The organism is Desulfobacterium sp. N47, from assembly GCF_051233685.1.
Lineage (GTDB): Bacteria > Desulfobacterota > Desulfobacteria > Desulfobacterales > RPRI01 > RPRI01.
Genome location: NZ_JBAMMY010000143.1, coordinates 1 through 2,299 on the forward strand (window position 1 = coordinate 1; position 2,299 = coordinate 2,299).

The 2,299-nt window shown below is 34.6% G+C and carries 3 protein-coding genes; all 3 read left to right on the plus strand.

Annotated features, from left to right (window positions below; genetic code table 11):
• The first annotated feature begins 643 nt into the window (after positions 1-643).
• The 3 genes from VXK47_RS09460 to zapA all read left to right on the plus strand — a co-directional run bounded on the left by VXK47_RS09460 (position 644) and on the right by zapA (position 2,058).
• Positions 644-1,402, plus strand: a complete 759-nt coding sequence (locus VXK47_RS09460; protein ID WP_435548534.1) for a sugar phosphate nucleotidyltransferase — start codon at positions 644-646, stop codon at positions 1,400-1,402.
• Between the two features lie 84 nt (positions 1,403-1,486).
• On the plus strand, positions 1,487-1,732 hold the full coding sequence (locus VXK47_RS09465) for a hypothetical protein (protein ID WP_435548535.1): 246 nt from the start codon (positions 1,487-1,489) through the stop codon (positions 1,730-1,732).
• Positions 1,733-1,770: 38 nt separating this feature from the next.
• Positions 1,771-2,058 carry a cell division protein ZapA gene (gene zapA / locus VXK47_RS09470; RefSeq protein ID WP_435548536.1) on the plus strand — a complete coding sequence of 96 codons (288 nt, stop codon included), beginning with the start codon at positions 1,771-1,773 and terminating at the stop codon, positions 2,056-2,058.
• Positions 2,059-2,299: the final 241 nt, after the last annotated feature.

Below are 2,299 nucleotides of genomic sequence, written 5' to 3' on the forward strand. Positions count from 1 at the left end.
TTTGGAATATGGTATGGGTCGTCTTGAATCCTGCATTCCGGCAACATAAGCTACCTCCTTTTTGCGGTTGTTCCGGAAAGTATAGCAGATTATGTTGCATTGTACAATATTAAATTAAACTAAATATCGTTGTAGGGTTAAGAAATAATATTATCATACTATTTACGACATTGCAAGCATGACGAGACACTACATACCATAAAAAAATTAGAGATTCTGTTGATAACGAAAGATTGTTTATTCAGAATATAGAAACGTTGTTTGTTAAGGTTGATGCTTCCGTAAAAAGTCCCCAGACCGTCATACCGGCGAAAGCCGGTATCCGGAAGGTATTGAAATTGCTGGATGCCACCGGCTTAAAGCTTGCCGGGGCAGACTTATCGGGTCCGGCATGACGGAACTGGTATTTTCCGGCTTTTTACAAGTCCATCAGGCTTTAGTTCGCTGCAAAATTACCCTTTAAAAAAATACGGTTTCTCATTGTGATATTCCCATTGATATTTATTTTCAACTTTAGTACTGATATATTTAAGTCAGGTTTGGTAAAGTTGCATTAAATGACATTTTACCAAAGCAAAGAGATGGCTTAATAATAAAGAAATACCGCTTGGTTTGAATATCGGATTATTAACATAAGGATTTTATGGTGAAAACAGACAATAAGCTTGTTGCTGTAATTCTTGCTGCCGGATTAGGAAAACGAATGAAATCGGACAAGGCGAAGGTATTGCATGAGATCAACGGTAAACCTATGATAATGTATGTACTTGAAACAGCTAAGAAAATTGCCGGCAATAATATCGTTGTTGTAGTTGGAAATCAGGCCGAAAAAGTCAGCGAGGTAATATCAAAAGATTATAGTGTTGCTTTCGCTTTACAAAAGGAACAGCTCGGTACCGGGCATGCCGTTAAGTGTGCTTTATCTTTATTGCCCCAATATTCTAAACAGGTATTGATTTTTTGTGGTGATGTGTCGCTTCTATCCTTTGATACGGTAAAAAAGCTTTATGATGACCATCTTGAATCAGATCGTGACGTATCTGTTCTGGCAGTTAAAATCAATAATCCCAAGGGATACGGACGGATTATAATGGATGAAAAAAATTGCGTTTCCGGGATAATAGAGGAAGCTGATGCAGATGATAAGCAAAAACGGATAAATATTATAAATTCAGGAGTTTATTGTATAAAGAAAGAATTTCTGGAATACTCCCTTAATAAGATCGAAGCAAATAATGCTCAGGGAGAATTTTACCTTACAGATGTTGTTAAAATCGGATACTCCGAAAACAAAAATGTAGGAGCAATGATTGGTCAAGATAGTGAAGAGATATTAGGTGTAAACAGCATGGAGGAGTTGATGACCGTAGAAAACATATTAAAAAAACGAATGATTCTATGATTTGCAACATTGTAAATGATGTATTATATCTTGACTTTGGCATGGATTGAATATTATAAAAGATAAAGGATACGAGGTGGTAATTTGGATAAAGAATTGATCATAAGGCAATTTGATGAGATAGAAAATAGACTTGAAAAACTATTTGGTGTTTGCAAATCATATGAAGCGGCAAACTTGGAGCTTAAGAATAACATACTAAAATTAGAAGAGGAATTGCAGGCAAGAATTGAAAAGGAAAATAGCTACATTCAGGAAAGAGACATGGTTAAATCAAAAATAGATAATCTTTTAGGCAGGCTCAGCGAAATTGCCGAGGCTGATAATTAGACGCTATTTAAATTATTTTGAAAGGTAGATATTTCTTATTGGAACAATTAATTACAATAGAACTATTTGGAAAGCAATATACATTTAAAGCCGAAACTCAGGTTGAAAAAGCGAAAGAAGTGGCAGAAATGCTCGTTAAAGAGGTTGAAAAAGCTGAATCTCAACAGAAGGGCTCTCCCTCACGCTTTAACCCGCTTGGAATTATGATATTGACTGCAATGAATATTGCTGGTGATAATATTGATATTAAAGAAAATTATTTGGATTTCAAACGCAAAGTATTTGATAAATCTTCAATATTATTAAGCAAATTAGAAAACTTTTGATTTAATTTATTTTTTTAGGCCTCTATGAATTATGCACAAGTAAAAAGTTATTTATTTTGTTTATTTTCTGAATCGTTTTTATTTACTTGTTAATCAGAACTATTTAGTCCCTTAATTGTAAAGTTCTTGCAAAAATGGCAAAAGAATTTATTGGCAAGCGGTTCTGAGTCTTGCCAGTTCAGGGATTACGAACATCTCCCTGATCATTAAACCGGTAACGATAACGGCCTTGCCCAACTTA